This window comes from Burkholderia sp. AU6039 (assembly GCF_002223365.1).
Classification (GTDB): domain Bacteria; phylum Pseudomonadota; class Gammaproteobacteria; order Burkholderiales; family Burkholderiaceae; genus Burkholderia.
Genome location: NZ_NKFK01000005.1, coordinates 646,195 through 670,298, shown reverse-complemented (window position 1 = coordinate 670,298; position 24,104 = coordinate 646,195). Strand labels below are relative to the sequence as shown.

Below are 24,104 nucleotides of genomic sequence, written 5' to 3'. Positions count from 1 at the left end.
AAGCTGACGAAACGGCGACGCGTGATGCGTCCATACGGTTTTCCCGGATAGCCCGTGCGGTGCGCGCAACGGAATGCGCTCGGGCCGTGAGCCCGAGCCGTGCGCGTCACAACGGCTGGCTATCGATCCGCAGCAGGTTCACGACCGACACGACGCCGTCGACGCGCCGCGCCGCCTCGGCCGCGAGCGCCACCTGGCCCGTGTCGGACACCGACCCGGCGAGCGTCACGACACCGTCGCGCACGCGCACGAGCACGCGCGTCGCATTCAGCCCCTGCGTGCGGGCCAGCGCCGCGCTCACGCGCCGCATCAGCTTGCGGTCGGCCGCCTTGCGCTGCCTGGCGACCGATGCCGCCGCCGGCGCGGCAGCGGCAACCGGCGCGGATGACGGCACGGCTGCCGCGTCCGATTGCGCCAGCGCCGGCGTCAGTGCGGTACAGCACGCCGCGATCGCCAGCACGGTGCGAGCAACCGACTTCATCAGGATTTTCATGAGGATTCCTTTTTTCGTAGAATGAGAAAAACGCCGCGTTCAGAAGCGCGTCATCATCCCGAGCGTCACGCCGGTCGTTGCGCTCGCGCCTGGCCGCAAACCCAACGCGGCGCGCGTCACGGGGTCGCGCATATAGGCGCCTGTCATACCGTTGCGATCGAGTTCGACATACAGTTCGGTGCGCTTCGACAGGAAGTACTCGGCAACCGCGTAGACCGTCAGCTTGTTGCCGTCCGCACGCGGGACGTTGCCGATGCGGCGCGCGATGTCGTAGAAGCCGGCTGCGGAAAACTGCAGGCGCGGCGTCGGCTGCACGAGCAGCGCGAGCGACGGAATATCGTCGTGTCGCGTCGGCGCGCCGGCGCCGTGCGCGGTCACGGTCAGCGACGCGTAGCTCGCGTACAGGCGTGCGGGGCCGAACTGCAGCGTGCCGCCCGTCTGGATCGTCTGCGCGGATTGCGTGCCGTCGGCGCTGTACGTCTTCGAATAGGACGCGCCGCCCATCACGTTCGCAAACGAATACATCGCCGCCGCCGAAAAGTTCGTGCCGGCACGCGTATTGCCCGCGACACCACCCGGCGAATAGCTCGCGCCGAACCGCAGGCCGCCCGCCTGGCCGAGATACTTGATCGTGTTGTTGAAGCGCGAATCGAGCGTGAAGAAGTTGCCCGCGAACTGCACGCCCGGCTCGACCGCCAGCGATTGCCCGCGCCCGCCGAGCGGATCGAGTGCGATGCCGAGATCCTCGGCCGCATTGAACTGGCGGCCGAACGTGAATCGCCCGAACGCGCCCGACACGCCGACATAGGCCGCCTGCGAGAACAGCGTGCCCGGCGTCTTCAACGCGCCGGTGCCGGTGTTGTACGCACCGTCGAGCACGAACAGCGCGGTCGTGCCGCCGCCCAGATCCTCCTTGCCGCGAATCCCGAACTCGTTGCCGGCAATGATGTTGGTGCCGTTGAAGCCAACCTGGCTGCCGCCCTGTTGCCCGTTGACCCATCGCACGCCGCCACCGACCTGGCCGAACAGCGTCACGCTCGACTGCGCGTGCGCGGTCCCCCACAGCGCGCCGATCAGCGCCGCCGCGATCATCTTCTTCATGTCTCCTCCTGCCGCGTCGTCGCGCGGCGTTTCGTGGTGCTGCTTCCCGTCGAAAGGCGCCGCGGCCCGGCTGGCGGGCCGTACGCCGAATGCGATGCAATGCGATGCGACTTGCGCGCCATGCGCTAGCGGCCGCACGCGCCGACCGTCGGCACGGCACGCTCCGTGTCGCCCGCGAGGCGCCGCAGCGAACGCTGCGGATCGAGGCACCAGGCGCCGAGCACGCCGCACGCGATCAGCACGACGCCGCACACGACGCCCGCCTGTTCGAAGCCGCGCGCGACCGACGCGCCGCTCGCCTCGATCAGCATCCCGGTGACGACCGGCGCGCCGAGGCCCGCGAGCGACGCGAAGCCGTTGCTGAGCGCCAGCACGCCGCCGCGCTGCGCGTCCGGCGTCACCTCGGCGAGCATCGCGGGGCCGATCGAGTACATCGTCAGCGTCAGGCCGCTGCCGAGCGTCAGCAGCACGAGCTTCGCCGCGCGCGGCAGCTCCGGCACCGGCAGCATGGCCAGCATCGCGCCGGCGATGGCGAGCGTGACCGCGATGAACGTGCCGCGTCCGTGCCGCGACGGCATGCCGCGCGCGAGCAAGGTTTGCGACAGCCAGGCCAGCGCGAGACTGAGCGGCGACGTGACCGCGACGAACAGCGCGAACATGCGCCCCGCCTCGTGCGGCCCGAAGCCGAGCCCGAGCTGCAGGTAGGTCGGCATCCACGTGAGCGTCATCGCGAGAATCCAGTTCGCCGCGAAATGGCCGAGGAAGTTGCCGAGCACCGTGCGGTCGGTCAGCAGCCGCCCGTACGGCACACGCTCGCCGCCGGTCGCGCGCGGGCCGCGCGACAGCGTGCCCTCCTCGCCGAGCACCGCCCACGCGATGCACCACACGGCCCCGAGCACCGCCAGCACCGCGAAGTTCGCGCGCCAGCCCCAGTGCGACGTGACGACCGGAATCGCGAGCCCCGCGATCAGCAGGCCGAGCGCGCTGCCCTGGTGCAGCAGCGCGACCGGGAGATTGCGCCGCGTATCGGGAAACCATTTGTAGATCGCGTGCGTCGCGACCGGCGATGCGGGCCCTTCGCCGATGCCGAGCAGCACGCGGCACGCAATGACGACCCAGATCGAGCTCGCGGCGAGCATCGGCAGCTGCAGCAGCGCCCACGCGGCCGCCATCGCGAACAGCAGCCATTTCGCGGGCCAGCGGTTCGCGGCGATACCGCCCGCGACCGCCGCGACCGCGAACAGCCAGTTGAGGCTGCCGCCGATCACGCCGAACTGCGTCGGGCTCAGATGCAGGTCGCGCATCATCGGCACCGACACGAGGCCGAGCACGACCTTGTCGAGAAAATTCACCAGCATCATCAGCGCGAGCATCGTCGCGATGGACCACGCCCGTCCGGGGCGGTACTGCGCACCATTCGTCATGGCTGTCTCCTGTTTATTGGTCGTCGGCGGCCGGCGGCGTCGCGCTATCCGCCGCCGTGCTCGCCGGGCGCCGGCACCCGGTCGTCACCGTCCGGCAGGCCGAGCGAGAACTTCACCGGAAAGCGCACCGCGAGCGACCGGTCGGCCGCCACCTCGCGGGCGACGCCGCGCTCGCGCACGTGCGGATCGTCGAACACCGCGCCCGCGTCGGGCACGCGCGACACCGGCAGCCCGAGCGCGCCGAGCACGCGCATCCAGTCGTCCTGCGTGCGGGTCGCGAAGGTCGCGCGCAGCAGCGCGCCCAGCGCGTGCCGATGCTGCTGCCGGCCCGCGCGCTGCGCGAAACGCGGTTCGCGCAGCGCCGGATACGCGTCGCCGAGCGCATCGGCGAACACGGCCCAGAACTTGTCCTCGAGCGTCGCGAGCACGATGTGCCGGCCGTCGGCGGTCTCGAACAGGTCGTTGTCGGGCATCACCCAGCGCGCCGTGTCGTGCGTATCGCGGCCGGTGCGCAGCGCCCACGCGGCCGGCGCGGTCCACGCGAAGATCGCGTCGTGGATCGACACGTCGAGATGCTGGCCGACACCGCTCGCGCGGGCGCTCATCACGGCGACCGCCAGCGCGAGCGCGGCGTGCAGCGCGGCCGCGTGATCGGCCAGCCGCACGCGTGGCCGCGAGACGGTGTCATGCAACTGCGCGGGCACCGACCAGTAACCGGCGTCGGCCAGGAAGTTCAGGTCGTGGCCGGGACGGTGCGCATACGGGCCGTCCTGCCCGTAGCCGGTGATCGAACACAGCACGACGCGCGGGTTCGCATGCGCCAGCACGTCGTAGCCGAGCCCGAGCCGCGCCATCACGCCGGGCCGGTTGCCTTCGACCACCGCATCGGCGTCGCGCACGAGATCGAGAAAGCGTGCGCGGCCGTCGGGCGTCTTCAGGTCGAGCACGATCGAGCGCTTGCCGCGGTTGAACTGCGCGAACGTGTCGGCGCCGAACTGGCGCAACGCGTCGCCGCCCGGCGGCTCGACCTTGATCACGTCGGCGCCGAGCTGGCGCAGCAACGCGCACGCATGCGGGCCGGGCAGCAGCTGGCCGGCATCGACGATCCGCACGCCGCGCAGGCACGACCAGGCGGGGCCATCGCCATCGGCGGCAGGCCACGCGCCACGTGCGTCGTCGCGGGCCGTCATGCAGCGCCTCCCGCGCCGGCCGGCTCGAGAATCGCCTTCGCGATCGTGTTGCGCTGGATCTCGCAGGTGCCCGTCAGGATCCGGAACATCCGCAGCTTGCGGAACGTCTGCTCGACCGGATGGCCGCGCGTGACGCCGACGTTGCCGTGGATCTGCACGGCCTTGTCCGCGACCTCGAAGCAGCGCTCCGACACGTAGAGCTTGCAGGCGGCGGCCGTCATCCGCAGGTCGGCGCCCGCATCGGCGAGCGCGGCCGTATGCGCGATCATGCTTTCGCATGCCCACAGCGCGGCGGCCATGTCGGCGAGCATGTGCTGGATCGCCTGGAACCGCGCGATCGGGCCGCCGAACTGCCGGCGCGTGCGTGCGTAATCGAGCGACGCCCGGTACGCCGACATCGCGAGGCCAAGCATCGTCGGGCAATGCAGCAGCCGGTTCACGTTGATGCGCGACATGCCGAGCCGGAAGCCGTTGCCGAGCCCGCCGAACACGTTCTCGCGCGGTACGCGCACGTCGACGAAGCGGAGGTCCGCATCGATGTGCTGCCCGGACATCGGCACGTATTCGTGCTCGACGCTCACGCCGGGCAGGTCGAGATCGACCAGCACGGCCGTGATCTGCGGCGGCGTCGCGGACGCATCGGTCACGCACATCACGATCGCGAAATCCGCGAACGGCGCGCCGCTGATGTAGTGCTTCGTGCCGTTGATCACGAGCGCATCGCCGTCCTCGACCGCCGTGGTGCGGATGCTCATCGCGTCCGAGCCCGAGTGCGGTTCGGTCAGCGCGAAGCACGTCGATTTCTCGCCACGCATCACCGGCTTGAAATAGCGATCGAGCTGCGCGGGCGTCGCGTACTTCAGCATGTTGCCGACGCGCGGCGGCCCGCCGAGTTCGCCGAGCACGTGCGGCGCGAGCGCCGCGCCGCTCGCGGCGAGGTCGGCCTTCAGCGCGCACACCTCGGCGATCGACAGCCCCTGCCCGCCGATCTCGACGGGCAGGCTCGCCGTATAGAAGCCGAGCGCGGCCGAGCGTTGCCAGACGCGGCGCAGCACGTCGCGCGGCCACACGTCTTCCGAGTCGAGCCGCAGCTCGCGCTCGATCGGGCGCAGTTCGTCGTCGACGAAGCGCAGCACGGCCGCGCGCAGCGCGACGAATTCAGGGCGTTGCAGATGATCGAACATGGCGGATTCCTTCAGTTGACGCGGCGCGCGACACCGCGCCAGTACTGCTCGCGCACGAGCTTGCGGGCGATCTTGCCGTTCGCGTTCTTCGGCAGCTCGGCGACGAAATCGATGGAGCGCGGCAGCTTGTAGTCGGCCAGCTGCGCGCGGCAGTGCGCGACGAGATCGTTCGCGTGCGCGTCACGGCCGGCACGCAGCACGACCACGGCCTTCACGGCCTCGCCCCACTTGTCGTCGGGCACGCCGACCACGCAGGCCTCGAGCACGCCTTCGTGGCGGTACAGCGCCGCTTCGACTTCGGTCGGATACACGTTGAAGCCGCCCGAGATGATCATGTCGTGCTTGCGGTCGACCAGATAGATGAAGCCGTCGCGATCGGTGCGCGCGAGGTCGCCCGTGTGCAGCCAGCCGTCGACCAGCACCTCGCGCGTCAGCTCCGGCGCATTCCAGTAGCCCTGGAACACGTCCGCGCCGCGAATCACGATCTCGCCGATCGTGTCGCCTTCGACTTCGCGCCCGTCGGCATCGACCACCCGCACCTCGGTTTCGCCGAGCGGCCGGCCGCACGACGCGAGCCGCTCGCGGTCGTGCAGCAGCGCGTGCGCGTGATCGGCGATGCCGAGCCGCGTGACGCCCGACGTCGATTCGCTCGCGCCATAGCCTTGCGACAGCACGGGACCGATGCGCGCCCACGCTTCCTCGATGCGCGCCGGCGCCATCGGCGCCGCGCCGTAGCCGAGCACCTTCAGGCTGCGCAGGTCGGCCTGCGCGAGCTCGGGCGCGTTCAGCAGCATGTTGACCATCGCCGGCACCATGAACGTGTGCGTGATGCGCTGGCGCGCGATGTCGGCGAGGAAATGCGCGGGCTCGAACGCGTCGAACAGCGCGAGCGTCGCGCCGCAGAACAGGTACGGCTGCATCAGCATCCCGGACGCATGCGTGATCGGGCCGATCAGCGCGAGCCGGTCGCCGGGCTGCGCGGGGCGATCCATCCCCAGCACGATCTTGCGCAGCGACGCGAGCCGGTTGCCGTAGCTCTGCATCGCGGCCTTGATGCGCCCCGTCGAGCCGGACGAGAAATGCAGCACGGCGAGGTCGTCCGGCGCCGGCAGATGGTCGGGCGGCGTATCGCTGCCCTTCGCGACCAGCGTGTCGTAGTCGAGATAGCCGGCCACCGCACCGCCGATCGACACGAACCGCTCGACCGACGAAAAGCCCGGCGAATCGGGTGTGTAATCCGTGTAGCCGCGCCCGCCGATGAACGCGGCGGGCGCGCAGTTGCCGACGACGTCGGCCGCCTCGGCCGCCGTGAAGCGCGGATTCAGCGCGGCTTTCACGAGGCCGGCCTTGTACAGCGCGCATTCGATCTCGACGAGTTCGATGCAGTTGCGCGCCTGCACGGCGATGCGGGTGCCGGGTGCGAAGCCGAGGCCGCGCAGCGCGTTGGCGAGCCGGGTCGAGCGCTCGTCGAGCTGGCGGTACGTGACGGCGCGGTCGCGGTGGATCACGGCGGGCTGGCTGCCCCAGTAGCGGGCCGCGCGCCGCAGGAAGTAGGCGAAGCTCAAAACGATTCTCCTGGTCGAACAGTGCCGCCAGTCTGTAAGATGCCCAGGCATCACCACAATGCATCACCGGATATAAAGTCATAACCGACAGGAATCCCACGATGGACACGCGCGATCTGGAGTACCTGCTGGCCGTCGAGCGGCACGGCAGCATCGGCAAGGCCGCCGAGGCGCTGGGGCTGTCGCAGCCGGCGCTCACGAAAGCCGTGCAGCGGCTGGAAGGGCAAGTCGGCGTGACGCTGTTCGAGCGCACCGCGAACGGGATGACGCCGACGCCGGCCGGCGCACGCTTCGTCGCGCGCGCGCAGCGGATCGCGCTCGAGTTCGATGACGCGATGCAGGAGATGCGCGCGATCCGCGGCGGCGAACAGGGCGTGGTGCGGATCGGCTACTCGCCGACCGTGCCCAATGCGTTCGTGCTCGGGGCGTGCCGGCAACTGATCCGCGAACGGCCGGCCGCGCGGCTGCGGCTGCGCTGCCGGCTCGCGCGCGAACTGCTCGACCTGCTCGCGGCCGGCGAGCTCGATCTCGTCGTCGCGCCCGAACCGCAGCAGCCGGACGCGGGCCTCGACACCATCGCGCTGTTCGACGACCGGCTGACCGTGCTCGCCGACGCCGCGCACCCGCTGCAGCGCAAGCGCGGGCTCACGCTCGCGGATCTCGCCGATCAGGAATGGCTGCTGCCGGAAGCGACGATTCCCGTGCGGCACCGGATCGACGACGCGTTCCGCGCACGCGGCCTGCCCGCGCCGCGCCTGCGCATCGAGACCGATTTCGGCAATACGTCGCTGCTGCAGCTGTTGCGCGGCACGCGGCTGCTGTGTGTCGGCGGCACGGACGCGCTCGACCAGATGAGCGGGTTGCGCGCGCTCGACCTGCGGGCCGGCGAGCTCGACCTGGACCGCCGCATCGGCGCGATGCACCGGGCCGGCGCGTACGTGCCGCCGCTGGCGCAGCGGATGATCGCGCTGCTGCGGGAAGGCGTGGGGTAGGCGCGGGGACGCGCCGCGACCATCATCAGCGGGAGTGATGTCACTCCCCTTTTTCTGCGGATTTGACCGGGGGCACGGTGCCGACAACACTAGCCCGCAGTGCTGCACAGACGGCACGCGCCCGCCTCCCCTTCAGAGTCCGCCATGGTCCCGACCGACATCATGCAATCCCCGAGCGCCGCCCGGCCGCTCGCCGACCGGCAACTGCGCCGAATCGTCATCGCCTCCGTCGCCGGCAACGCGATGGAGTGGTACGACTTTTTCGTGTACGGCACGGCCGCGGCGCTCGTGTTCGGCCATGTGTTCTTCCCGCCCGGCGCATCGGCGCTCACGGGCAGCCTCGCCGCGTTCGCGGCCTTCGCGCTGGGCTTCGTCGCGCGGCCGCTCGGCGGGATCGTGTTCGGCCACGTCGGCGATCGCTACGGGCGCAAGGCGTCGCTCGTGTGGACGCTGCTGATCATGGGCGCATCGACATTCGCGATCGGCCTGCTGCCGACCTATGCGCAGATCGGCGTGTGGGCGCCGGCCGCGCTCGTCGTGCTGCGCCTGCTGCAAGGCATCGCGTCCGGCGGCGAATGGGGCGGCGGCGTGCTGATGATCAGCGAGAACGCGCCGCCGGAACAGCGCGGCTACTACGCCGCATGGAGCCAGCTCGGCGTGGGCGGCGGTTTCGTGCTGTCGTCGGCCGCGTTTCTCGCCGCGCAGGCGCTGCCGGACGACGCGTTCCGCACGTGGGGCTGGCGGCTGCCGTTCCTCGCGAGCGTCGTGATCTTCGCGATCGGCATCTACATCCGCCGTCATCTGCCGGAAAGCCGCGACTTCGAGCAGGCCGGCAAGCGCGGCGCGCACACGCACCTGCCGATCGTCGAATGCATCCGGCGCCATCCGAAGGAAATCCTGCTCGCGATGGGGCTGCGCGTGGCCGAGAACGGCGGCGCTTATATCTTCCTCGCGTTCTCGCTCGTCTACGGCAAATACGTCGGCATCCCGAACGGCGTGATGCTGACCGGCGTGATGATCGCGATGATCGTCGAGATGGGCGCGATGCTCGCGTGGGGCAAGCTGTCCGACCGGATCGGCCGCAAGCCCGTGTACCTGATCGGCGCGCTGAGCCTCGTCGCGTGCGCGTTCCCGTTCTTCTGGCTGCTCGACACGCGCGTGACGCCGCTCGTGTGGCTCGCGCTCACGGTCGGCACCGCCGTAAGTCACGGCGCGATGATCGGCACGCTGCCCGCGCTCGTCGGCGAGCTGTTCAGCACCGAGGTGCGGTACTCCGGCGTCGCGCTCGGGCATGAAGTCGCGTCGATCTTCGCGGGCGGGATGTCGCCGCTGATCGCGACCGCGCTGCTCGCGCGCTATCAGGCGTCGTGGCCGGTGTCGCTGTTCCTCATTGCGCTCGGCCTCGTGACCGTCGCGACGCTGTGCGTGATGCGCGAGACGCGCGTCGCGCCCGACGCCGGCACGCGCGGCGATACGGTGTGAGCGTGCCGCACGCGTCGGCCGCATCCGCTTCCGTTCCCGTGCGCTTGACCGCGGGTGTCGGACACACCGGCTCACGGTGCCCCGTGCGCGCTTTCGTGGCACCGCGAGCGCACGCGGCCGGGTCGTCCGGGCTACTCGCGCGGGTCACGCCGCGCGCCGTCGAACACCGGCGCCAATCCCAGGTGATCGAGCAGCCGCGCGAATTCGCCGAGCCGCTGCCGCATGTACGCGGGCACGTCCACGTCCGCATAGTCGTGGAAGCCGCCCCCCGTGCGCACGCCATCACGCCCGGTTTCCATGTTGCGCACGACGCTCGCGGCCGGCGCGAAGCGCGGGCCGATCTCGCCGGCCAGATACGTCGACGCGTAGTACAGGATGTCGCAGCCACCCCAGTCGATGAATTCGAGCAGCCCGAGCACCGCGAAGCGCGGGCCGAAACCCGTGCGGATGGCCGTGTCGATATCCTCCGCGCTTGCGACACCCTCCTCGACCATCCGCGCCGCCTCGTTCATCGCGAGCGCCTGGATGCGCGGCACGATGTAGCCGGGCGCCGGCCCGCAGATCACCGGCTTCTTGCCGACACGTTCGAGCAGCGCGGCGAGCGCATCGACCACCGACTGGCCCGTTGCGTCGCTGCGGCTGATCTCGACGAGCGGCATCAGCAATGCAGGGTTCAGCCAGTGCGCGTTCAGCATCCGTTCGGGGTGTGCGACATGGCGTTGCAATTCCGTGACGACGAACGTCGACGTGGTCGATGCAATCGTTGCGCGTGCATCGACATGCTCGCCGAGCCAGCGCAACGCGTCGGCCTTCGCGTCGAGCACTTCGGGCAGCGCCTCGAACACGACCTCTGCATCACTCACGGCTTCGGCCGCGCCATCCCTGGAAACGATCTCGATGCGTGCGACGACCGCATCGGCCTGCGCGGCATCGATGCGTCCGAGCGCAACCTGCGCATGCAGTGGCCTGGCGATCTCGTCACGCGTACGATCGTCGAAGGCGCGTTGGCCAGCCGCATCGCGCCGCTTGAAGTCGATCAGCGTCACGTCGATTCCGGCAAAGGCAAACACGAGCGCGATCCCCTGCCCCATGCGTCCCGCGCCGAGCACGTGTACACGCGCCACATCGGCGGCCGCGCTCATGCTGATACTCCCGCGACTCCGTTGTCGAGCAGCGCACGCATCGCGTCCTTCGACAGCGCCGCGATCCCGAGCCGCTCCAGCGTGCGCCCTTCCGCATACAGGTCGCGCACCGCCACCGCGCTCGCGATGCTCAGCAGCCCCTGCGCGACCGGCGTCGGCACGCCGGCCCAGCGCCCGCACGACACGATGAACGACAGCCCGAGCCGGGTATCCTCGAGCATGTAGCGATGGGCACGCAGATCGATCTTCTCGCGCCAGTCGCCGCTATCGGTCAGCTTGCCGTGCGCGCCGCGCCCATACATCCATTCGTCGCCATCGGCCGCGTAGTGATCCGCGAGCGGGAAATGCGGCGCGCGGTAGCCGAGCGCTTCGCGCACCGCGATGCGTTCGGCATCCAGCGCGTTCGTCACGCGGCGGATCGACGGCTGCGTGCCTTCGTTGTGGATGTCCCATGCGTCGAAGTGTTCGAGCGGCCCGGCGTTCATCAGGATCAGCGGCGGATGGATCACGGGCCCCGCATTCATCAACGCACCGGACAACGCATCCTCGACCGGCTCGACCGACGGATAGCCCGCACGCAGCACGTCGAACGCCCAGCCGGCCGCATTCGCGGGAAATACGCCGGTCGGCAAGCGTGTCGCATACGCGCTGATCACGACGTCGTTGTCGCCATGCTTGCGCACCAGGTACGGCAGCGTGCCCGTCTCGGCGAATGCGACGCGCGAACGGTTGCCGGCATCGGCCGCCGCCTGCGCGAACACGACGCTGCCGAACGTGCCGGGCGGCAGGAACACGACCTGGCCGTCCTCCAGCAGCGGCGCGACCTGCGCGGCGAGCGCGTCATGCGACGTAGCCGGCAGCGGCACCACGACGAGTTGCGCACCGCGCAGCGCGGCCGCGAGCTCGCCGGTCAGGCGGATCGCACCCGGCGCGTCGCCGAGCGGCACCGCGCGCGTGCCGCGATAGTCGGTCACGTTCAGCACGCCAAGCTCGCGCAGCCGCGCGTGCGGCTCGCGGTCGCGCCGCCACCACGTCACGTCGTGGCCCTTTTCGAGCAGGTCGATCGCCGCCGCATGGCAGCCGTGGCCGCCGCCCAGAACACATACCTTCATCGTCTTCTCCCGGTGATTGAGTGTTTCCGAGACTACGCGGCCGCCCCCGCCGCGTCGCTTCAAAACGCGCAACGGCACGCCCGTTCGCGCAACGCAATCGCGGCGATGCGCATGCCGCCGCGCCCGCCGCATCCGCTACGAGGCCCGTGAATGGATATCGCCCTGTCACGCCATGCGCCGAACCGGCTCGGCACGCTGCACGCCCCCGACGAAGTCGAACGCGCGGTCGCCCACCGGCTCGGGCCGCACCGGATGGCCGCGCGCGGCCGTGATCCGTTTCATGCGGAGTTGTACGAAGTGCCGCTGCATCACGGCGCGCTGCTTGAACTCTGCTACGGCCGCGAAACGCGCATCGACTTCGGCGACGATGCCGAGCACTTCCTGTTCAGGCTGACGCTCGCCGGCGCATGCGAGCTGCAGGCCGGCAGCGTCGTCGCGCGCGCCGGCCCCGGCGAGCTGACCGTGTCGTCACCGGCGCTCGCGAGCCGCCTGAGCACGAGCCCCGATTGCCGCAACCTCGTGCTGCGGCTCGAACGCGGCGCGCTCGAGCGCAAGTTGCAGGACATGCTGCAGGCCACGCTCACGCGGCCGCTGCAGTTCGATCTCGCGGCCGGTGGCACCGGCGCGGGCGCCGCGCTGCTGCTGCCGACCTTCGAATACCTGTGCCGGCTCGGCGCGCAGCCGGGCCTCGGCACGGCCGCAGCGACCTTCGGCGCCGATCTCACGACGTGGCTGATGTCGCTGCTGCTCACGCACCTGCCGCATTCGTACAGCGACGCGCTCACGCGCGGCACGCCGCCGCTACCGGCGCACTTGCGGCGCGCGTGCGATCACGTCAACGCGCACCTCGGCGAACCGCTCGCACTCGCCGCGCTGGCGGCCGTCGCGGGCGTCGCGCCGCGCACGCTGCAGCACGCGTTCCGCGCGTTCCTGCACACCACGCCGGCCGCGTACGTGCGCGAATGCCGGCTCGCCGCCGTGCACGCGGCGCTGCAACGCGGCGACGCGCGCAGCGTGACCGACGTGCTGATTGCGCACGGCATCCATGGCTTCGGCCATTTCGCGAAGGCGTATGCGCGGCGTTACGGCCACGCGCCTTCCGTCACCGCGAGGCAACCCCGATGACGCACTCCGCACCTGGCCGCCCGGCGGCCCCGGCCCGCACCGAACCCGCACCGCACGACAACGATGCATCCGAACTGCGCGTGCAGGATCTCGATCTCAACTTGCTGAAGACGTTTCGCGCCGTATACGAGGAGCGGCACGTCGGCCGCGCGGCGCTGCGGCTCGGCGTCACGCAGCCGTCCGTCAGCTACGCGCTCGGCCGGCTGCGGCTGATGTTCCGCGACGCGCTGTTCGTGCGCACCGGCACCGGCGTCGAGCCCACGCCGCGCGCGCAGCGGCTCGCGCTGTCGGTCGACAAGGCGCTCGCGATCCTGCAGGACGTGCTCGACGAAGGCTCGCGCTTCACGCCCGACAGCACGCAACGCGTGTTCCGCCTGCACATGAGCGATTTCGCGGCGAGCGCGTTCCTGCCGACGCTGCTCGCGGCCTTCGACCGCCGCGCGCCGGGCGCGGTGATCGAGACGCTGCACGTCGACGAATGCCAGCTCAATGTCGCACTCGAATCGGGGCGTATCGACTTCGCGCTCGGGCATTTCGCCGATGCATCGAGCCACTTCCAGCGCACCGCGCTGCTGCACGAGCGCTGCGTGCTGCTGATGCCGCGTCGCACCGCGCAGCGCGTCGCGCTATCCGACGACTACGTGCTCGACGGCGACGCGCCCGACACGCTGCGCTTCGTCGCGGTCACGTCGCATCCGCAATCGATGCAGTTGCTGGAGCGGCACGGGCTGATGCCGCGCGTGCGCGCGGCGCTCCCCGATTTCATGGTGGTGCCCGCGCTGCTGCAGGACGGCGACTATGCGCTGATCCTGCCGGAGACGATCGCGATCACGTTCGCCGCGCGGCAGCCGTGCGCGCTGTACGAGATCGCCGGTGCGAGCGAATGGGCCGTCAACGCGTACTGGCACCGGCGCTTCGACGCCGACCCCGGCCATCGCTGGCTGCGTGCGCTGCTGCTCGAACTGTTCAACATCGGCGAGCTGGCGCCGTTCGACGCATGGCTCGCGCCGCAGCCCCCCGCCTGCGCGTAGCGGCGCAAGCGGGAAGGCACGCGGTTCCGGAGCGACCGAAACGCTCAGAACGACGTAAGGATGCCCGCGACGATCGAACTCGCGGTCGCGCCCGGCTTGGCGACCGCGACCCCGCCACCCGCCGCGCCGTTCACGACGAAGCGTGCATGCGCGCCGTTGCGCACCATCGCGGCACCCGTGTACAGCACCGTGCGCTTCGACAGCGGATAGTCGAAGCGGATGCCATACGAATCGGCGTTGCCGTCGCTGTCCGCGACCTTGCGGTAGTGGCCGACGCTCAGCAACAGCGACGCACGCCCGATCGGCACCGTCGCGCTCAGCTCCATGATGTCGCTGTGCGGATACGCGCTCTGGCTGTCGATCGCGGTCGCGACGTCGGGGCCGCCGCGATGACGCATGTACAGCGCGGCCACCTTCACGACGCTGAAATCGTACGAAATCGCGCCGAGCGTGTAGTTGCCGTTCGCGGCCGGGCTCGTGCCGCCGAGCGCGGACGCCGCCACCGGGCTGAACTTCTGCTGCATGGTGTCGACGTCGACCGACAGGCCGCCGCGCACGTAGTTGAGTCCCACGCCGTACGTATCGCCGAGCGTCGACGGCTGCCCGGCCGCGCCGTTGGTGCCGCGGGCGGCCATCGCGCGCAGCATGAAGCCCGCATGGCGCGGCGACGTGTAGCGCATCGAGTTGCGCACGCGCAGGAACGCGGGCCCCACGAAGTTGTTCGTCGCATTGCCCCACGCGAGCCCCGCGCCGAGGCCCGGCAGGCTGTACGTGACGAGCGTCGTGTGCAGGATCGTGTAAAGCTCGCCGAACTGCACGCCACCGAACGGCCCCGTGATGCCGACCCACGCTTCGCGGCCGAACAGTGCGCTGCTGTTCGACAGTGCGCCGCTTCCCGCATTGAAGCCGTCTTCCAGCTTGAAGATCGTCGCGTAGCCGCCGCCGAGATCCTCGACACCCTTCAGCCCCCACTGCGACGCCCACTGGTTGCCGCTGCCCATGCGCGTCACGTGGTTCGGCCCGGCGTTCGCGTATTCGATCGCGGTGTCGATGCGGCCGTAGAGCGTCACGCTCGATTGCGCGAAGGCGGGCAGCGCCGCGCAGGCAAGCAGCGCGGCAAGCGGTACGGCAAGCCGGTCGGCCCGCCCGTTCGGTTGGTTCATCGTCGTCGTCCCGTAGAGTTTGCGGCGCCGGTCGGCGTTGCGCCGTGTGGTGTGAAGCGCGTTCGCCGCGAAGGGCCAACGCTGCCGATCAAAAACGGGCCGAGTCTAGGAACGACAATTTCGGACGTCGACGCAATGCGCTCTATAACGCTTATAGATGCGCCGCATGATGCACGTGCGCCCCGCCGCAGGCGCGCTGCGCGGCGGCCGGCGCGCGCGACCCTGGTGTTTTCTTTATCCGGGTCGGTAAATGCCCGCGTGGCGCGGCTGTCACTCCGGCTATGGCGGCTGAATTTGGCCGACTACGCTGCGTCTCCGATACGTGCCCCCGCACGCTTTCGCGCCGCGACGGCGCCCGGCCCGCCAGGCCGCTGCCGCGCGTTTCCATCGCCCGCTCCTGGAGAATCCGCATGTCCGCATCCACGGCCCGCGCTGCCGGCAAGCGCTATACGTACGAATGGTATGTCGTCGTCATCTGCATGCTCGCGTACGTCTTCTCGTTCGTCGACCGCCAGGTCCTCGTGCTGATGATCGAGCCGATCAAGCGCGACCTGCACCTGTCCGACACGCAGTTCAGCCTGCTCAACGGCTTCGCGTTCTCGCTGTTCTATGCGGTGATGGGGCTGCCCGTCGCGTATCTCGCCGACCGCTATGCGCGGCCGCGGATCATTTCGCTCGGCATCGCGCTGTGGAGCGTCGCGACCGCCGCGTGCGGGCTCAGCCAGCATTTCGTGCAGATGTTCATCGCGCGGATGGGCGTGGGTGTGGGCGAAGCCGCGCTGTCGCCCGGCGCGTACTCGATGCTCGCCGACTACTTCCCGAAGGAGAAGCTCGGGCGCGCGATCGCCGTGTACTCGCTCGGCTCGTTCATCGGCGGCGGCGTCGCGTTCCTGATCGGCGGCTACGTGATCGCGCTGCTCAAGCATGCGAGCGCGTTCACGCTGCCGGTGGTCGGGCAGGTGCATGCGTGGCAGGTCACGTTCCTGATCGTCGGGCTGCCGGGGATCCTCGTCGCACTGCTGTTCGCCGCGACCGTGCGCGACCCGCAGCGCAAGGGGCTCGCGCAGGATCGCTCGGGCGCCGTGCGACGCGTGTCGATGCGCGATTCGCTGCGCTTCGTCGGCACGCATCGCGCAACTTTCTCGTGCCACTACCTCGGCTTCTCGTTCTACGCGATGACGCTGTACTGCCTGCTGAGCTGGACGCCCGCGTTCTATATCCGCCACTTCGGGATGACGGCCGTCGAAGCCGGCTACACGCTCGGCATCGTGCTGCTGGTCGCGAACACGGCCGGCGTGTTCTGCGGTGGCTGGCTCAACGACTGGCTGCTGCGGCGCGGCCGCGAGGATGCGCCGATGCGCGCCGGTGCGATCGGCGCCGCGTGCATGGTAATCCCCGCGACGCTGTTCACGCAGCTCGACTCGCTGCCCGCGTCGCTCGCGATGCTCGTGGTCGCGATGTTCTTCGCGTCGTTCCCGATGCCAACGTCCACCGCCGCGATGCAGACGCTCGCGCCGAACCAGATGCGCGCGCAGATCTCCGCGCTGTTCCTGCTCGTGTCGAACCTGATCGCGCTCGGGATCGGCACGACCGTCGTCGCGCTGTTCACCGACCGCGTGTTCGGCGCGCCGGCGGCGGTCGGTCATTCGATGTCGATCGTCAACGTCGCGGCGGCCACGCTGGCTGCGCTGCTGCTCGCCGCCGGGTGCCGGCACTATCGCCGCAGCCTCGATCGCGAACGCGGCCTTGCGTCCGCCGCCGCGCCGCACGCGGCCGAAGCGGGCAACGCGATCGCCGCGCGCTGAACGCCGGCGCAATCGCGCCGCCCGACCATCATCCATCTCACTGATTCTGATATCGCTTTTTAATCGATTTGATTTATGCGATGCCCATCCCTATTCTCGATCGCATGACGGCGCGGTGTCTGCCGCGCCGCGTTCCCCCTACCCCATGGATTGACCCATGCAAGCGAACCGCCACCAAGTCCGGATCGACGCGCTGATCGACGCGGCGCAGGACATCCGCTGTTTCCGGGTGTCGCGCGTCGACGGCCAGCCGTTCGACGCGTACGAACCAGGCGCCCATATCGATGTGACCGCGCCGTCAGGCATCACGCGGCAGTACTCGCTGTGCGGTAACCCCGACGAGCGCGGCAGCTACCTGTTCGCGGTGAAGAAGGAAGCGCAGTCGCGCGGCGGCTCGCGTTCGCTGCACGACGACGTGCAAGTCGGCGCCGAGCTGTCGATCGGCGCGCCGCGCAACCTGTTTCGTCTGACGGATGACGCGAGCGAGCACGTGCTGATCGCGGCCGGCATCGGCATCACGCCGCTGCTGTCGATGGCGTATGCGCTGCACCGGCGCGGCGCGCGCTATCGGCTGCACTACTTCGCGCGCAGCCGCGAGCATGCGGCCTTCGTCGACGAACTGTCGGCCGAGCCGTTCGCGTCGCACGTGACGTTCCACTACGGCGTCGAGCCCGCCGCGCTCGCGGCCGAGCTGAACCGCTGCGTCGAATCGGTCGACGCGCACGCACACGTCTATACATGCGGCCCGGGGCCGTTCATGGATGCGGTCGTCGCGGCGGCCGCGACGCGCTTGCCGGAAGATTCGATCCATCTCGAACGCTTCGCGGCGGAACCGGCCGCCGCCGATGCGGGCAATGCCGATGCCGGCGCCGGCCCGGCCGCCGACGGTTTCGAAGTGCGCCTGCAGCGCAGCGGGCAATCGGTACGCGTCACGCCCGACACGTCGATCGTCGACGCACTCGCACGCATCGGCATCGAGGTCGACACGTCATGCGGCGAAGGCGTGTGCGGCACCTGCATGGTGCCCGTGATCGACGGCGAGCCCGACCATCGCGACCATTGCCTCAGCAAGGCCGAGCGCGCGAGCAACACGGTGATCTGCTGCTGCGTGTCGCGTGCGCGCTCCGCGGTGCTCGTGCTCGATCTCTGATGCGCGCGGTTCGGGCGGCGTCCGTCAAGGACTTCGCGCGCGCTCGAACGGCTCGATGCATTCGGCCAGCCACGCGCGCCTCCAACGCACTGCCCGCGCTCTCGTGGATCACACGTCGCCGACGCGCTCGACGAGCTCGACGCGCTCGACCAGCGGCGTGCGCATCCGCGCGCTGCCCTCGTCCTCATGCGTCACGCGTCGTCGCGCGATCCGATCCGCTCGGCAAGCAACGCGAACAACTGTGCGTTGCTGGCGCCCTCATCGATCACACGTCATCGAACCGCTCGACAAGCTCGGCCAGCAGCGTGCGCATCCACGCGTTGCCTTCGTCTTCATGGAAATGCTCGTGCCAGTGCATCGTCACCGGCGCGGGCGGCAGCGTGACGGGCAGCTCGTACAGCCGGAACGCATTGTCGCGGTTCAGGATCTGCGCGAGCCGCTTCGGCAGCGTCGCATACAGATCGGTGACCGACAGCACGCTCGGCAGCGCGACGAAGTGCGGCACTTCGAGCGCGATGTTGCGGCCCACGCCCTGCGCGCGCAACGCATCGTCGAGCGCGTGGTGGCTGTGCTCGACCGATTTCACGTTGATGTGCGCGGCGCGCACGAATTGCTCGAGGCTCAGCGCGGCACCGCTCGGCACCCCGCGCCGGCGGCCCGTCATGCACACGTAGGTTTCCTCGAACAGCGTCTGGTGACGCGTGCGCGGCATCAGCTCCGGCAGGTTGCCGATCGCGAAATCCAGCCGGCTCGCGCGCAACGCTTCCTCGATTTCCTCCACCGGCAGCGGCTGCACGCTCAGCGTCACGCGCGGCGCGCGCTCGCGCAGCGCCTGGCAGATCGCCGGCAGGTACGCCATCTCGCCCGCGTCCGACAGCGACAGCCGGAACGTGCGCGTGCTGGTGGCCGGATCGAAGCGCTCCGCATAACGCAATGCCACGCGCACCATGTCGAGCGCCTTGCCGACGATGCCCGCGAGTTCGAGCGCGACCGGTGTCGGCTGCATGCCCGCGCGCGTGCGCACGAACAGCGGATCGTCGAACAGCGTGCGCAACCGGCCGAGCGAATAGCTGACGGCCGGCTGCGACAGCGCGAGCCGCTCGCCGGCCTTCGTCAGGCTGCGTTCCTCGACGATCGCCTGGAATACGCGCAACAGGTTCAGATCGAGATGATCGACCGATGTCATGACCGCCTCCACTATTCGTCGAATTGATGCGTGAACGCATTCTAAATCAGTGGAGCGGATTTTTATGCAGGCGAGCGGAATCGCCGTCAGGCATCCGGACGATGGAACATCTCGTAGATCACGGCGCGCAGCCATGCGATGCCCGGGTCCGTCGAGAACTGCACGTGCGTGTGCATCTGGATCTCGATCGGCGGCAGCACGAACGGCAGCGGAAAGATCCGGAACGCGCGGCCGCGGTTGAAACGCTCGGCGACACTGCGCGGAAACAGGATCGCCAGGTCGGTGTGCTGCACGATCTCGGGGGCGACGATGAAGTGCGGCAGCCGCAGCACGACGGTGCGCTCGACGTGCAGTTCATCGAGCCACTTCTCGACCATCCGGTGGCCGGTCGCGTTGCTGCTGGCATAGACATAGCGCAGCGCGGCCAGGTCTTCCTGCGTCGGCGCGCGCTTGCGCAGCGGATGGCCGGCCCGCACCATGCAGACGTGCTCGTCCGAGAACAGCGTTTCGCTCACGCAGCCGGGCCCCGGATCGGGCACGTAGCCGAGCGCAAGGTCGATCTCGCCGCTGCGCATCGCGGCGCCGACCGCGTCGACTGCCGCGCTCGTGATGTCGACGCGAATGCCCGGCGCGATTTCCGCGAGCCTCGCCAGCAGCGGCGGCAGGAAATAGAACTCCGACATGTCCGACATCGAGATGCGGAAGGTACGGCTCGCGGTGGCTGGATCGAAATGCGCGACCTGCTGCACCGCGAGATCGATGATGCCGAATGCGCGTGTGAGTGGGCCGTGCAACTGGCGCGCCGCGTCGGTCGGCGCCATGCCGGACGGCGTGCGCACGAACAGCGGATCGTCGAACAGGTTGCGCAGGCGCCGCAGTGCGTGACTGACGGCCGGCTGCGTGAGCCCGAGCCGCTCGCCGGCCGCGGTCAGGCTGCGCAGTTCCGAGATCGCGAGAAACACCCGCAGCAGGTTGAGGTCGGTGACGACCGGATGGGATTTGGTCATGGCGCTCGCAAGTCGCGGCGAAGGCGCGTCGGCACGACGGACAAGCGGTCGCGCGACGCGGCGCAGACTACTCGGCCGATGTTATCTCAAAACTTTCGCTGGTCATCGGGAAATGCGGCGTGGCGCCCGTGAACGACGGCAGCGCATCGAAATCCTCGCGCATGCGCAGCCGAACCGGCGACGCAAGCGCGTGCGCCAGCGCACCGGCATCGTCGAACACGACCTTGTTGCGCTGCATCGCGTCCGCGCGCGGCACCGGCAGCGCGGTCCGGTAGTCGACGCGCGTATAGATCTCGATCGCGCGAATGCCCGGCAATTGCGCCATCAGCGGCGGATGATGATCGAGGTAGTGCGACAGCCATGCGTTCGGGTCCGCGGCTTCGCCGTCGTAGCTGACGAGGTAGGTGCAGCTTCGCGCGGCCGCGCCCGGGCCGGCCAACGGGATCCGGCGCACGGCCATTGCCTGCTGGACGACGCGCCGGCCGGCCGCCTGCCATCGCGCGACGCAGGCGTGTGCGGCGCCTGTCGGCGCCAGCATTGCTTCAAGCGCATCGAGCTCGGAGAAATAGCATTGCAGCACGCATCCCGGCGACGGCGGACGCGCCACCGGGTCGGCGCGATCGGCGCCCAGCGCGACGGGCCGATGCACGACCAGCCGCGCCAGCCCGCGCACCGCGCCCAGCGCCGCCCATGCGTCGTCGGCAGCGTGCGCAAAGGCGTCGGCATCGGCGTCATCGTCGTCGCCACGATCGGCGATCAGGAACAGGCAGACCTCCATCCGTCACCCCGCCTGCGCAGCCAGCGGATGCGCGAGCCGATGGAACGCGCGGCCGAAATAGATGAGCCCGTCGGCTGCCGCATGCAGCGCGATGTGGTCGACCTCGACGAACATCACCGAATGCGAGCCGACCGGCTTGCTGTCGATGATGCGTCCTTCGAGGCTGACGTTCGCATCGGCCAAAACCGGCACGCCGGTCTTGCCGTCCAGCCAGCGCGTCTCGTCGAAGCGGGCATCGCCCGGCGCCGGCGTCATGCCGGCGAACGTCCGCGCCACCTCCTGGCACGCGTGCGGCAACAGGTTGATCGCGACCCGTCCGTTGCCGCACATGATGTCGTGCGCGCGGCTGCCGCGGTTGATGCACACCAGCATCGTCGGCGGCGTATCGGTCACGGAACAGACCGCACTCGCCGTGATGCCCCAGCGGCCGTGTGCGCCGTCGGTGGTAATGACATTGACGCCGGCCGGCAGGCGCGACATCGCCTCGCGGAAATCCTGCCGGACGTCGTGGTCGATCGTTGCATCGTTCATGGAAAACTCCTGCTGCGAAAAATCGGCATGGCGGCCGGTCACGGATACGGCGTCACGGGTGCGATACCGGCAAACACGGCGCCGGATCCGTCGTAGGTCGCCTCGCCGAGAAACGCGTGTTGCGTGACCACGATCGAATCGCGCACCAGTTGCTGCAAGCGGTTCTCGCGATAGATCGCCGCCGTGCCCGCGAGCTGGTACGCCTGCATCACGACCTTCGCGCACACCTGCGCGGCATGCGTCGCGCTCAGCCGCAGCAGGTTGGCCTGCTGCGGCGACACCGGCCGGCCGGCGGCCAGCGACGCCCACGCCGCTTCCGCCGTCTCGTAGAAAAACGCCCGCGCGCTGCGCCAGTCGGCCTCCGCCTTCGCCAGGCCCTCGCGGTAATACGGCCGGTCGGCAAGGCGCGGTGCGCCGGTCGTCGTCTTCGTCGCGCCCGACATCGCGGTGAGCAGGTCGAGCGCGGCGCGCGCGATGCCGACGTTCACGGCCGCATGTACCTGCGCCTGGTACGCCACCGCCGGATAGCGGTACAGCGGCTCATCGACGGTCGGCTCGCCGCCGCGCACGAACGTCCACGCTTCGTCGACGAACCGGTCGTTCAGCGCGAGGTCGTGACTGCCGGTTCCCTGCATGCCGACCACGCGCCAGTTCTCGACGATCTCGACCTCGTCGGCACGAAACACGGCCGTGAACGGCTTGCCCGGCGCGCCGCCGTCGGCCGGCGCACCGCCGATGCCGACGCCGATCCAGTCCGCCCCCTTGCAGCCGCTCGCAAACCGCCAGCGCCCCGTCACGCGGTAGCCGCCCGGCACGCGCCGGGCCGGCTGCAACGGGTAGAGGCCGCCCGCGAACACCTGGTCGGGGCCGTCCGCATAGATCGTGCGTTGCGTATCGAGCGGCAGCGCGGCGAGATAGGTATTGGCCGAGCCGAACGCCGCCACCCACGCGGCCGACCCGTCGGCGATCGCGATCCGTTCGAGCATCGCGAGGAACGCGTGCGGCGGCAGTGCATCGCCGCCGAAGCGGGCCGGCGTGCCGGCGCGGAAGATGCCCGCGCGCTTCATCATCGCGATCACGTCGCGCGGCACGTGCGACAGCCGGTCGAACTCGTCGCGCCTGCGTTCGACTTCGGCGATCACCGTATCGAGCGACAACGGCGACCGGTCGGCAGGTGGCAGCGGAACAGGCGCGCCGGACACGGCGGCGCGGAGGGCGGATTGGGCTTGCATGGTGACGTCCTGAAAGGGCGAAGGGTCTGGAAGAAAAGCGGCGTGACGGTCAGCGCGATCGGGCCGCATCGCGCATCGCCTTCGGATAGGTTTCCGGCGCGATGCAGGTCGCGACGACCGTGATCGCACCGAGGATCACGAGATAGATCACGATCGGCGTCGCGCTGCGGTAGTGCGCCAGCAGCGCGGTCGCGATCACCGGCGACAGTCCGCCGCCGAGCACCGATGCGATCTCGCGGCCGATGCCGAGCCCCGAAAAGCGCAGGTGCACGGGCAGCAGTTCGCTGATGAACGCGGGCTGCGCGCCTTCGAGGATGCCGATCGCGACGCTGTTGGCCAGGATCAGCGCGACGATCACGTGCGAGAACCGGCCCGACTGCAGCAGCGTGAAATACGGATAGGCGATCAGCACGACGGCGACGGCGCCGAGCATGTAGACGGGCTTGCGGCCGATCCGGTCGGTCAGGCGGCCCGCGAGCAGCGTCACCGGAATCATCAGCAGCATCGAGATCACGACCCCGCTCAGCAGCCACGATGCGTCGAGGCCGATGAACTTCCCGTAGGCCAGCGAGAACGCGAAGAACACGTACGACACAGCGCCTTCACCGAAACGCAGGCCGAATACGGTCAGCACGGCGCGCGGGCATTCGCGCAGCACGTCGACGAGCGGCGTCGCGCTGGCCTTCTGTTTCGAACGCGCTTCGGCGAATGCCGCGCTTTCGCCGATCGAGCGGCGCATCCACAGACCGAACCCGACCAGCACGATGCTCGCGAGGAACGGGATGCGCCAGCCCCAGCGCGCGATGTCGGCGGCCGGCAACTGCTGCACGAGCAGGAATGCGGCGGTCGACAATACGAAGCCGAATGCAGCGCCGCACGGGCTCCATGCGGCCAGCGCACCGCGCCGGTCGGCCGGCGCGTTCTCGTGGATCAGCAGGATGCTGCCGCTCCACTCGCCGCCCGCGGCGAGCCCCTGCAGCACGCGCAACAGCACGAGCGCGACCGGCGCGGCGATGCCGATCTCGCGATAGGTCGGCAACAACCCCATCCCGACCGTCGCCGTGCCCATCGTCAACATGGTCAGCATCATCACGGTCTTGCGGCCGTAGCGATCGCCGATGTGCCCGCACAGCAGGCCGCCGATCGGGCGTGCGATGAAGCCGACCGTGAAGCCACCGAACGCCGCGATCGTGCCGGTCAGCGGATCGCTGCCGACCGGGAAGAACAGCTTGCCGAACAGCAGCGCGGCGGCCGTCCCGTACAGGAAGAAGTCGTACCACTCGAGTGCCTGCCCAAGCACGGCCGTGATGACCGCACGTCGGACCGCACTCGTGCTGCGGGAGACGGGCAACGTAACCGCTGACAGGGGTGCTGGTGAGTTCATGGGGAGTCGGGAATAAGTTCAGTTGTC

The 24,104-nt window shown here is 69.7% G+C and carries 21 protein-coding genes; 6 read left to right on the top strand and 15 right to left on the bottom strand.

Annotated features, from left to right (window positions below):
- Positions 1-106: 106 nt before the first annotated feature.
- The 6 genes from CFB39_RS20805 to CFB39_RS20780 form a co-directional block, all read right to left on the bottom strand.
- A complete protein-coding gene (locus CFB39_RS20805; protein WP_256991437.1) occupies positions 107-493 on the bottom strand; it encodes a BON domain-containing protein in 387 nt (128 codons plus the stop codon).
- Positions 494-532: 39 nt separating this feature from the next.
- Entirely contained in the window at positions 533-1,594 is a 1,062-nt protein-coding gene (locus CFB39_RS20800) for a porin (protein WP_089474266.1), read from the bottom strand.
- 125 nt (positions 1,595-1,719) lie between these two features.
- Positions 1,720-3,018 (bottom strand): MFS transporter, encoded by a 1,299-nt coding sequence (locus tag CFB39_RS20795; RefSeq protein WP_089474265.1) that lies wholly within the window; start codon positions 3,016-3,018, stop codon positions 1,720-1,722.
- A gap of 44 nt (positions 3,019-3,062) precedes the next feature.
- On the bottom strand, positions 3,063-4,208 hold the full coding sequence (locus CFB39_RS20790) for a CaiB/BaiF CoA-transferase family protein (RefSeq protein WP_089474264.1): 1,146 nt from the start codon (positions 4,206-4,208) through the stop codon (positions 3,063-3,065).
- On the bottom strand, positions 4,205-5,392 hold the full coding sequence (locus CFB39_RS20785) for an acyl-CoA dehydrogenase family protein (protein WP_089474263.1): 1,188 nt from the start codon (positions 5,390-5,392) through the stop codon (positions 4,205-4,207). Before CFB39_RS20785 ends, CFB39_RS20790 begins: the two co-directional genes overlap by 4 nt.
- A gap of 11 nt (positions 5,393-5,403) precedes the next feature.
- Positions 5,404-6,957: an AMP-binding protein gene (locus CFB39_RS20780; RefSeq protein WP_089474262.1), complete on the bottom strand. Its 1,554-nt coding sequence runs from the start codon at positions 6,955-6,957 to the stop codon at positions 5,404-5,406.
- Positions 6,958-7,058: 101 nt separating this feature from the next.
- Here CFB39_RS20780 and CFB39_RS20775 point away from each other — a divergent pair, with 101 nt between their 5' ends.
- Both CFB39_RS20775 and CFB39_RS20770 read left to right on the top strand, forming a co-directional pair.
- The gene (locus CFB39_RS20775; RefSeq protein ID WP_089474261.1) at positions 7,059-7,949 is read left to right on the top strand and encodes a LysR family transcriptional regulator; all 891 of its coding nucleotides are present in this window, start codon (positions 7,059-7,061) and stop codon (positions 7,947-7,949) included.
- A gap of 144 nt (positions 7,950-8,093) precedes the next feature.
- Positions 8,094-9,431 carry an MFS transporter gene (locus CFB39_RS20770; RefSeq protein WP_089474260.1) on the top strand — a complete coding sequence of 446 codons (1,338 nt, stop codon included), beginning with the start codon at positions 8,094-8,096 and terminating at the stop codon, positions 9,429-9,431.
- A 131-nt stretch (positions 9,432-9,562) separates the two neighbouring features.
- Here the strand turns inward: CFB39_RS20770 and CFB39_RS20765 are convergent, their stop codons facing one another.
- A complete protein-coding gene (locus tag CFB39_RS20765) occupies positions 9,563-10,573 on the bottom strand; it encodes a 3-hydroxybutyryl-CoA dehydrogenase (RefSeq protein WP_089474259.1) in 1,011 nt (336 codons plus the stop codon).
- Positions 10,570-11,685, bottom strand: coding sequence for an NAD/NADP-dependent octopine/nopaline dehydrogenase family protein (locus tag CFB39_RS20760; protein ID WP_089474258.1), 1,116 nt, complete (start codon positions 11,683-11,685; stop codon positions 10,570-10,572). The genes CFB39_RS20765 and CFB39_RS20760 overlap by 4 nt, the downstream gene beginning before the upstream one ends.
- A 150-nt stretch (positions 11,686-11,835) precedes the next feature.
- Here CFB39_RS20760 and CFB39_RS20755 point away from each other — a divergent pair, with 150 nt between their 5' ends.
- A complete protein-coding gene (locus tag CFB39_RS20755) occupies positions 11,836-12,810 on the top strand; it encodes an AraC family transcriptional regulator (protein ID WP_089474257.1) in 975 nt (324 codons plus the stop codon).
- Positions 12,807-13,841, top strand: coding sequence for a LysR family transcriptional regulator (locus CFB39_RS20750; RefSeq protein WP_089474256.1), 1,035 nt, complete (start codon positions 12,807-12,809; stop codon positions 13,839-13,841). The genes CFB39_RS20755 and CFB39_RS20750 overlap by 4 nt, the downstream gene beginning before the upstream one ends.
- A gap of 44 nt (positions 13,842-13,885) precedes the next feature.
- Here CFB39_RS20750 and CFB39_RS20745 read toward each other — a convergent pair whose 3' ends face one another.
- Complete coding sequence (locus CFB39_RS20745) at positions 13,886-15,004, bottom strand: porin (RefSeq protein WP_089474255.1); 1,119 nt, start codon at positions 15,002-15,004, stop codon at positions 13,886-13,888.
- Positions 15,005-15,414: 410 nt separating this feature from the next.
- Here CFB39_RS20745 and CFB39_RS20740 point away from each other — a divergent pair, with 410 nt between their 5' ends.
- Both CFB39_RS20740 and CFB39_RS20735 read left to right on the top strand, forming a co-directional pair.
- Positions 15,415-16,809 carry an MFS transporter gene (locus CFB39_RS20740; protein ID WP_089474254.1) on the top strand — a complete coding sequence of 465 codons (1,395 nt, stop codon included), beginning with the start codon at positions 15,415-15,417 and terminating at the stop codon, positions 16,807-16,809.
- A gap of 157 nt (positions 16,810-16,966) precedes the next feature.
- Positions 16,967-17,959: a PDR/VanB family oxidoreductase gene (locus CFB39_RS20735; RefSeq protein ID WP_089474253.1), complete on the top strand. Its 993-nt coding sequence runs from the start codon at positions 16,967-16,969 to the stop codon at positions 17,957-17,959.
- A gap of 265 nt (positions 17,960-18,224) precedes the next feature.
- Here CFB39_RS20735 and CFB39_RS20730 read toward each other — a convergent pair whose 3' ends face one another.
- The 6 genes from CFB39_RS20730 to CFB39_RS20705 form a co-directional block, all read right to left on the bottom strand.
- The gene (locus CFB39_RS20730) at positions 18,225-19,145 is read right to left on the bottom strand and encodes a LysR family transcriptional regulator (protein ID WP_089474252.1); all 921 of its coding nucleotides are present in this window, start codon (positions 19,143-19,145) and stop codon (positions 18,225-18,227) included.
- Between the two features lie 86 nt (positions 19,146-19,231).
- On the bottom strand, positions 19,232-20,152 hold the full coding sequence (locus CFB39_RS20725) for a LysR family transcriptional regulator (protein ID WP_089474251.1): 921 nt from the start codon (positions 20,150-20,152) through the stop codon (positions 19,232-19,234).
- A 67-nt stretch (positions 20,153-20,219) separates the two neighbouring features.
- Entirely contained in the window at positions 20,220-20,930 is a 711-nt protein-coding gene (locus CFB39_RS20720; protein ID WP_089474250.1) for an ethyl tert-butyl ether degradation protein EthD, read from the bottom strand.
- Positions 20,931-20,933: 3 nt separating this feature from the next.
- Positions 20,934-21,461 (bottom strand): flavin reductase, encoded by a 528-nt coding sequence (locus CFB39_RS20715; protein ID WP_089474249.1) that lies wholly within the window; start codon positions 21,459-21,461, stop codon positions 20,934-20,936.
- Positions 21,462-21,499: 38 nt separating this feature from the next.
- Positions 21,500-22,693, bottom strand: coding sequence for an acyl-CoA dehydrogenase family protein (locus CFB39_RS20710; RefSeq protein ID WP_256991436.1), 1,194 nt, complete (start codon positions 22,691-22,693; stop codon positions 21,500-21,502).
- 49 nt (positions 22,694-22,742) lie between these two features.
- Complete coding sequence (locus CFB39_RS20705; protein ID WP_089474248.1) at positions 22,743-24,077, bottom strand: MFS transporter; 1,335 nt, start codon at positions 24,075-24,077, stop codon at positions 22,743-22,745.
- Positions 24,078-24,104: the final 27 nt, after the last annotated feature.

Excerpts from the sequence above, each read along its gene's own strand:
- CFB39_RS20805 (WP_256991437.1), bottom strand. The coding sequence starts at position 493 with ATGAAAATCCTGATGAAGTCGGTTGCTCGCACCGTGCTGGCGATCGCG.
- CFB39_RS20800 (WP_089474266.1), bottom strand. The coding sequence starts at position 1,594 with ATGAAGAAGATGATCGCGGCGGCGCTGATCGGCGCGCTGTGGGGGACC.
- CFB39_RS20795 (WP_089474265.1), bottom strand. The coding sequence starts at position 3,018 with ATGACGAATGGTGCGCAGTACCGCCCCGGACGGGCGTGGTCCATCGCG.
- CFB39_RS20790 (WP_089474264.1), bottom strand. The coding sequence starts at position 4,208 with ATGACGGCCCGCGACGACGCACGTGGCGCGTGGCCTGCCGCCGATGGC.
- CFB39_RS20785 (WP_089474263.1), bottom strand. The coding sequence starts at position 5,392 with ATGTTCGATCATCTGCAACGCCCTGAATTCGTCGCGCTGCGCGCGGCC.
- CFB39_RS20775 (WP_089474261.1), top strand. The coding sequence starts at position 7,059 with ATGGACACGCGCGATCTGGAGTACCTGCTGGCCGTCGAGCGGCACGGC.
- CFB39_RS20770 (WP_089474260.1), top strand. The coding sequence starts at position 8,094 with ATGGTCCCGACCGACATCATGCAATCCCCGAGCGCCGCCCGGCCGCTC.
- CFB39_RS20765 (WP_089474259.1), bottom strand. The coding sequence starts at position 10,573 with ATGAGCGCGGCCGCCGATGTGGCGCGTGTACACGTGCTCGGCGCGGGA.
- CFB39_RS20760 (WP_089474258.1), bottom strand. The coding sequence starts at position 11,685 with ATGAAGGTATGTGTTCTGGGCGGCGGCCACGGCTGCCATGCGGCGGCG.
- CFB39_RS20755 (WP_089474257.1), top strand. The coding sequence starts at position 11,836 with ATGGATATCGCCCTGTCACGCCATGCGCCGAACCGGCTCGGCACGCTG.
- CFB39_RS20750 (WP_089474256.1), top strand. The coding sequence starts at position 12,807 with ATGACGCACTCCGCACCTGGCCGCCCGGCGGCCCCGGCCCGCACCGAA.
- CFB39_RS20745 (WP_089474255.1), bottom strand. The coding sequence starts at position 15,004 with ATGAACCAACCGAACGGGCGGGCCGACCGGCTTGCCGTACCGCTTGCC.
- CFB39_RS20740 (WP_089474254.1), top strand. The coding sequence starts at position 15,415 with ATGTCCGCATCCACGGCCCGCGCTGCCGGCAAGCGCTATACGTACGAA.
- CFB39_RS20735 (WP_089474253.1), top strand. The coding sequence starts at position 16,967 with ATGCAAGCGAACCGCCACCAAGTCCGGATCGACGCGCTGATCGACGCG.
- CFB39_RS20730 (WP_089474252.1), bottom strand. The coding sequence starts at position 19,145 with ATGACATCGGTCGATCATCTCGATCTGAACCTGTTGCGCGTATTCCAG.
- CFB39_RS20725 (WP_089474251.1), bottom strand. The coding sequence starts at position 20,152 with ATGACCAAATCCCATCCGGTCGTCACCGACCTCAACCTGCTGCGGGTG.
- CFB39_RS20720 (WP_089474250.1), bottom strand. The coding sequence starts at position 20,930 with ATGGAGGTCTGCCTGTTCCTGATCGCCGATCGTGGCGACGACGATGAC.
- CFB39_RS20715 (WP_089474249.1), bottom strand. The coding sequence starts at position 21,461 with ATGAACGATGCAACGATCGACCACGACGTCCGGCAGGATTTCCGCGAG.
- CFB39_RS20710 (WP_256991436.1), bottom strand. The coding sequence starts at position 22,693 with ATGCAAGCCCAATCCGCCCTCCGCGCCGCCGTGTCCGGCGCGCCTGTT.
- CFB39_RS20705 (WP_089474248.1), bottom strand. The coding sequence starts at position 24,077 with ATGAACTCACCAGCACCCCTGTCAGCGGTTACGTTGCCCGTCTCCCGC.